Below are 6,835 nucleotides of genomic sequence, written 5' to 3' on the forward strand. Positions count from 1 at the left end.
TCAGATCACGATCAGGTCGGCTTGCAATGCGCCGGCCTGCTTCAGGGCTTCGAGGATCGCCATCAGGTCGCCTGGCGCCGCACCTACCTGGTTCACTGCACGGACGATTTCATCCAGCGTGGTACCGGGGCCGAACTTGAACATCGGCTTGGCTTCCTGCTGGGCATTGACCCGCGAACGCGGCACGACCGCAGTCTGGCCATTGGAGAATGGCCCCGGCTGACTGACGATAGGGTCTTCGGTGATGGTCACGGTCAGGCTGCCGTGGGTGACGGCGGCCGGCGAGACCTTGACGTTCTGGCCGATGACGATGGTACCGGTACGCGAATTGATGATGACCTTGGCCACGGCCTGGCCCGGGTCGATTTCGAGGTTCTCGAGGATCGACAGGTAGTCGACGCGCTGGCTTGGGTCCATGGGCGCGGTCACCCGCACAGAACCACCATCGAGGGCCTGGGCCACGCCAGGGCCGAGCAATTCGTTGACCTTGTCGACGATGCGCTTGGCCGTGGTGAAGTCTGGGCGATTGAGATTGAGGGTGAGGCTGTTGCCCTGATTGAAGCCGCTGGGCACGGCACGCTCGACGGATGCACCACCAGGAATGCGGCCCGCCGACGGAACGTTGACGGTGATCTTCGAGCCATCACGGCCTTCGGCATCGAAGCCACCCACCACCAGGTTGCCCTGGGCAATGGCGTAGACGTTGCCGTCGATACCCTTGAGCGGGGTCATCAACAGGCTGCCGCCACGCAGGCTCTTGGAGTTACCGATCGACGACACGGTAATGTCGACGACCTGGCCAGGCTTGGCGAAGGCCGGCAGGTCGGCATGCACCGACACCGCCGCCACGTTTTTCAGCTGCACGTTGCCAGACCCAGGCGGCACCTTGATGCCGAACTGCGACAGCATGTTGTTGAAGGTCTGCAACGTGAATGGTGTTTGCGTGGTCTGGTCACCGGTACCATTCAGGCCGACAACCAGGCCGTAGCCGATCAACTGGTTGGCGCGCACGCCGGAAATACTGGCGATATCCTTCAAACGCTCGGCGTGAGCGCCGAACGCGCAGGACAGAAGGAGTGTCGCGGCAATCAACCGCCTAGCGTTGAACATGGTCATCCGTACTCAAAAGGGCCAGAGCGGGCTGATGAAGAAACGGTCCAGCCAACCGGGCTGGCTGGCATCGGCGAAGGAGCCGGTGCCCGAATAGGTGATGCGCGCGTCAGCCACACGGGTGGACGGCACGGTGTTGTCGGTGGCGATGTCATCGGCACGTATCAGGCCGGCAATGCGCACCAGCTCCTCGCCGGTGTTCAGGGTCATCCATTTTTCGCCACGTACGGCAATGATGCCGTTGGGCAGCACTTCGGCCACGGTAACGGTGACTGAACCGGTGAGCGTGTTGCCCTGGGTGGCCTTGCTGTCGCCCTTGGTGGAGCGATCGCCGCTGTAGCCTGCTTCAAGGCTGAGGTCCCCGCTGCCCAGCGGGTTGTTGGTGTTGGGCACGGTACCGAACAGCGAGGTGAGGCCAATATCGGCCTTGCTGTTCTTCTGGATCTGGGAGCCTGCGTTCTTGCTTGCCGAGGTCCGCTCGTTGAGGGTGATGGTAATGATGTCACCCACCCGGAACGCCTTGCGGTCGGTATACAAGCCTTGTTCGAAGCCGGCCTGGTAGATCGAGCCGTTATTGGCCGCTGCCGGCAACGGGGTGCGCGGCAGAACCGGCGCGTAGTACGGGTCGTTGGGCTTGGGCGTCGGTGCGACGCAACCAGCCAGCAACACCGCCCCCCCCAGGGCGAAAACGGACAACAGACGATACATGACACTTACCTCTTGCAGGCGCTGTAGCAGCGTGCGGTTTATCGGCGGCCCGAAGTGACTGGGCCGCCAGGGCTTACAGTTGCTGAGTGACGAACGACAGCATCTTGTCGGCGGCGGAAATGACCTTGGAGTTCATCTCGTAGGCGCGCTGGGTGGTGATCATGTTCACCATCTCTTCGACCGTGCTGACGTTGGAGTTTTCCAGGGTCTGCTGCAAGGTGAGACCGAAGCCGTTCAACCCCGGGGTACCGACCTGTGGTGCGCCGCTGGCGGCGGTTTCGAGGAACAGGTTGTTGCCCATGGCCTGCAAACCGGCCGGGTTGATGAAATCGGCGGTCTGGATGTTGCCGATGATCTGCGCAGCCGGGTTGCCCTGGGTGGTGATCGACACGGTACCGTCCTGACCCACGGTAAAGGTCTGTGCATCTGGCGGCACGACAATGGCAGGTTCCAGCGCGAAACCGTTGGCGGTGACCACCTGGCCGTCGGAGTTCAGGTGGAAGGTGCCGTCGCGGGTGTACGACACGGTGCCATCAGGCTGGAGCACCTGGAAGAAACCGCGGCCATTGATCGCCATGTCCAGCGGGTTCTCGGTATTCTGCAGCCCGCCGGTCTGGAAGTTTTTCTGGGTGCCGACCACGCGCACACCGGTACCGACCTGCAGGCCCGAAGGCAGCTCGCTGTCCTGGGTGGACTGCGCGCCAGGCTGGCGCTTGATCTGGTACAGCAGGTCCTGGAACTCGGCACGATCACGTTTGAAGCCGGTGGTCGAAACGTTGGCCAGGTTGTTGGAGATGACCGTCAGGTTGGTGTCCTGGGCGGACAGGCCGGTTTTAGCGACCCAAAGAGCCGGAAGCATTTAGTGTTCTCCTCGTGCGCCTGTTTTACGGCACTCGTTCAAATGTGATTAGCCGATTTGCAAAACACGCGCCATGGCTTCGTCGCCTTCCTTGGCCGCGCTCATCATCTTGACGTGCAGTTCGAATTGACGGGACAGCGCCAGCATCGAGGTCATCTCGCCGACGGCATTGACGTTGCTGCCCTCGAGGAAACCCGACACCACACGCACATTCACATCGGCGTCTGCGGGTTGCCCGCTGGTGGTATGGATCAGGCCATCCAGCCCCTTGGTCATGCCCTTGGTGTCCGGGTTGACCAGTTTGATGCGATCCACCTCAGCCATTACCCGCGGGTCTTCGCCCATGGCGCGGATGCTGATGGTGCCGTCGTCACCGATCTCGACCTTCTGCTCTGGCGGAATGGCGATCGGGCCGCCGTTGCCGATGACCGCCATGCCATTGCCGGCCCGCAGCACGCCGAGCGCGTCAATGTTCAGGCTGCCGGTACGCACATACGCTTCGCTGCCGTCGGGTGCCTGCACGGCAATGAAACCATCACCGGTGACCGCCACATCCAGCTCACGGCCGGTTTCAACCAACGGGCCGGCACTGAAATCGGTGGCCGGGCGCTCGCTCATGGCGAAAGCACGCGCCGGAAAGCTGTCGCCGAACACCGGCATCGAACGCGCCTGCTCCAGGTCGCGCTGGAAACCGTTGGTGGAAACGTTCGCCAGGTTGTTGGCATGGGCCTTCTGCGCCAGCGCGTTCTGGCTGGCGCCGGTCATGGCCACGTAAAGCATCTTGTCCACAGTCATCCTCCGCTGCACGGGCGATCGATTGCCGGTCGCCGTGGCTGTGGCAAGCGTCGAGCAAGTTTCGCGCCAACTAACTTAAAAACGGCAAAGGCCCCGGTTTACGGGGCCTTTGCTGAAAAGCCCGGCGCGCGCGAGACAAAATCTCGGCGGCGGGCAGCCGGCAGCGGCAAGGGCTGGCCGCCCTCGACGCCTTGTAGCGACACTTGTCTGTCAGGTGATGGTGAAGGTGTCTCCGTTGTTGGTCTGGAACGACTCGATGGTGTTCGAGCCGGCGTACCAGTCAGTCAGCTTGACCCCTGAGTCGAGCTTGCCGGTTTCCCAGCTGGTCTTGGTGAACAGGAAGGCATCGTCGCCCAGGCGACTGAGGACAACGTCGCTGAACGCCTCGAATTTCTTCAGGATGACTTTGTCGACGCCAGCAGCACCGGTGTCCTGGATAGTCACTTGCGCCCAGGAATCAACGGTGTAGGTATCCCCCCCTTCACCACCATCGGCGAAGCCGGAGGCGTACATCTTCAGCTGATCCGCGCCAGCCCCGCCGTACAGCTTGTAGCCGATGCCGTTGCCGGCCAGGTTGTCATTGCCATCATCACCGTAGGCAGTGCCGCGGGCAGTCTGGATGGTGTCGTTGCCAGCATCGCCGTGCAGGACAGCGCCAAGGTCATTGCCACCGCCATAGATGGTGTCATCGCCATCACCACCATTGATGATGTCGGCCTGTGTGACAGTCTTGCTCTCGTTACGCGCGAACACCCCGAAATCACCGTAGTAGATGCCATCACCATAGAGGAAGTCGTTGCCAGCCCCGCCATTGATGATGTCACTGCCCTCGGCACCGAAGATGGTGTTCGAACCGGCGTCACCGTTGAGCACGTCATCAAAGGCTGAGCCTGCCAGGCCTTCGATGCCGGTCAACACATCGCCTTCGGCATCGCCGCCGGAGGTTGCGCCGGTCGCAAGGTTGACCGACACACCCGCCGAACTGTTGACGTACCAGGCGAAGTCCTTGCCCGCACCGCCGTTGATGGTGTCGGCACCGGCACCGCCGATGAAGTTCTCGTTGGCACCGGTACCGATCAAGGTGTCATTGAAGCCCGAACCCTCGAAGATTTCGAAGTTCAGGAAGGTATCCACCCCCGTGTTGTTGAGGTTCAGTACGATGCCTGCGCCCTCCGAGGCGAACGTCAGCAAATCGACGCCGGCTGCGGCATCGAACACATTGACCTCGTCATTGGCAACGAACACGTCTTCCCGATTGGAACCATAGAACTTCTCGATGCTGTCGAAGGTATCGCCAGCCGCCACCCCACCGTGCACACCGGTCTTGAAGTTGAGGGTCACACCTTCATTGCTGTTGGCGTAGGAAACGCTGTCGGTACCGCCGCCACCGATGAAGCGATCGGCACCACCGGCACCGGCATAGAACATGTCGTTGCCGACACCACCAGTAATGGTGTTGTCGCTGGCACTGTCGTAGGCAATGAAGTTGGCAGTACCCAGGTAGGTCAGCGCCTCGACCTCGTTGGTCATGCGATAGTTGTTCAGGGTGGTACGCACTTCGTCATAGCCGCCCCCTGCCATCTCGGTCACCAAGGCATTGTTGTACAGATAGTACACATCATTGCCGGCGCCGCCAGCGAGCCCCGTCGTTGCCGCCGAAGTGGTGAAGGTGTCGTCGAAGCTGGACCCGATGACGGTCGTGAAACCCGTGAACACGTCACCCTCGGCATCTCCACCGACACCGGTACCACGACCAGAAGTGTCGACGGTGATGGTGATCGCCTGATCGGAAGTCGAGTAGTCCAAGGTGTCGGCACCGCCACCCCCCTCGAAGACATGCGCGGTGGCGTCACTGACGAACACATCGGCGGAAGCAGAGCCACGGAACACTTCGATGCTGTCGAAGGTGTCGCCAGCAGCAATGCCTCCATGCACACCCGTCTTGAAGTTCAGCGTCACACCAGTACTGCCGACAGCATCGCCGTAGGACACCGTGTCGGTACCCGCACCACCGACAAACCGGTCTGCGCCAGCACCGCCGAACAGCAGGTCATTGGCAATACCACCAGTGATAATGTTGTCGCTGGCGTTACCGTAGCCGGTAAAGCTGCTGGTCCCCAGATAGGTCAGCGCCTCGATCTCGTTGCCCAGCCGGTGATTGGTCAGCGTGGTACGCACCTCGTCATAACCGCCACCGGCCAGCTCCGACACCACGGAGTTACCGTAGAGGTAGTACACATCGTCCCCCGCTCCACCCAGGAGCGTGGTCGAGCCGTAACTGGTAAAGGTGTCATTGAACGCTGAACCAACCACGAACGACATACCGGTGAACACATCACCCTGGGCATCGCCACCCACGCCCGTACCACGGTTCGCCGCATCGACATTGATGGTGATCGCCGCGCCGGAGCCGGAGTAATCCAGGGTATCGAGCCCGCCGCCACCTTCGAAGGTGTGTGCGGCGGCATCGCTGACGAAGCGGTCGGCCGCAGCCGAGCCACGGAACACTTCAATGCCGTCGAAGGTGTCGCCGGCAGCGATACCTTCGTGCACCCCGGTCTTGAAGTTCAGCGTCACACCAGCACTGCCGACAGCATCGCCGTAGGACACCGTGTCGGTACCCGCACCACCAACGAACCGGTCCGCGCCAGCACCGCCGAACAGCAGGTCGTTAGCGATACCGCCAGTGATGACGTTGTCGCTGGCATTGCCATAGCCGGTGAAGTTGCTGGTACCCAGGTAGGTCAGCGCCTCGACCTCGTTGGTCAGGCGGTAGGTGGCCAAGGTGGTGCGCACCTCGTCATAACCGCCGCCTGCCAGCTCCGACACCACGGAGTTGCCGTAGAGGTAGTACACATCGTCCCCCGCTCCCCCCTGGAACGTGGTCGAGCCGTAACTGGTGAAGGTGTCGTTGAACACCGAACCCGCCACGAACGAGATACCAGTGAATACGTCTCCCTGAGCATCGCCACCCGCCCCCGTACCACGGTTCGCCGCATCGACACTGATGGTGATCGCCGCGTCGGAGCCGGAGTAATCCAGGGTATCGAGCCCGCCGCCACCTTCGAAGGTGTGCGCGACAGCATCGCTGACGAAGCGGTCGGCCGCAGCCGAGCCACGGAACACTTCGATGCCTTCGAAGGTGTCACCGGCAGCGATTCCGGTGTGCTCGCCGGTCTTGAAGTTCAGGGTGATGCCGGTATTGGTGTCGGCGTAGGAAACGGTATCGACACCGGCCCCACCGACGAAGCGGTCACCGCCCGCGCCGCCGAGCAGCAAATCGTTACCTGAACCACCGGTAATGACGTTGGCACTGGCGTTGCCATAGCCGGTGAAGGCGGCGGCGCCGAGGTAGGTCAAGGC

General features: G+C 61.9%; 5 protein-coding genes. All 5 read right to left on the reverse strand.

The genetic code is table 11. The annotated features are described in order from the left end of the window. Positions 1 to 1,110, reverse strand: a complete 1,110-nt coding sequence (locus ABZO33_RS25345; protein WP_046857711.1) for a flagellar basal body P-ring protein FlgI — start codon at positions 1,108 to 1,110, stop codon at positions 1 to 3. Between the two features lie 12 nt (positions 1,111 to 1,122). Further along, on the reverse strand, positions 1,123 to 1,818 hold the full coding sequence (gene flgH, locus ABZO33_RS25350) for a flagellar basal body L-ring protein FlgH (RefSeq protein WP_414538292.1): 696 nt from the start codon (positions 1,816 to 1,818) through the stop codon (positions 1,123 to 1,125). Positions 1,819 to 1,891: 73 nt separating this feature from the next. Continuing rightward, positions 1,892 to 2,677: a flagellar basal-body rod protein FlgG gene (gene flgG / locus ABZO33_RS25355; RefSeq protein WP_046854649.1), complete on the reverse strand. Its 786-nt coding sequence runs from the start codon at positions 2,675 to 2,677 to the stop codon at positions 1,892 to 1,894. Between the two features lie 48 nt (positions 2,678 to 2,725). Beyond that, the gene (gene flgF, locus ABZO33_RS25360; protein ID WP_414538293.1) at positions 2,726 to 3,466 is read right to left on the reverse strand and encodes a flagellar basal-body rod protein FlgF; all 741 of its coding nucleotides are present in this window, start codon (positions 3,464 to 3,466) and stop codon (positions 2,726 to 2,728) included. Between the two features lie 216 nt (positions 3,467 to 3,682). After that, the coding region (locus ABZO33_RS25365; RefSeq protein ID WP_414538294.1) for a calcium-binding protein at positions 3,683 to 6,835 on the reverse strand (3,153 nt) is incomplete at its 5' end.

Origin of the sequence: Pseudomonas sp. CAM1A, from assembly GCF_047501685.1 — a bacterium.
In the GTDB taxonomy this organism is placed as follows: Bacteria; Pseudomonadota; Gammaproteobacteria; order Pseudomonadales; family Pseudomonadaceae; genus Aquipseudomonas.

Excerpts from the sequence above, each read along its gene's own strand:
- ABZO33_RS25345 (WP_046857711.1), bottom strand. The coding sequence starts at position 1,110 with ATGTTCAACGCTAGGCGGTTGATTGCCGCGACACTCCTTCTGTCCTGC.
- flgH (WP_414538292.1), bottom strand. The coding sequence starts at position 1,818 with ATGTATCGTCTGTTGTCCGTTTTCGCCCTGGGGGGGGCGGTGTTGCTG.
- flgG (WP_046854649.1), bottom strand. The coding sequence starts at position 2,677 with ATGCTTCCGGCTCTTTGGGTCGCTAAAACCGGCCTGTCCGCCCAGGAC.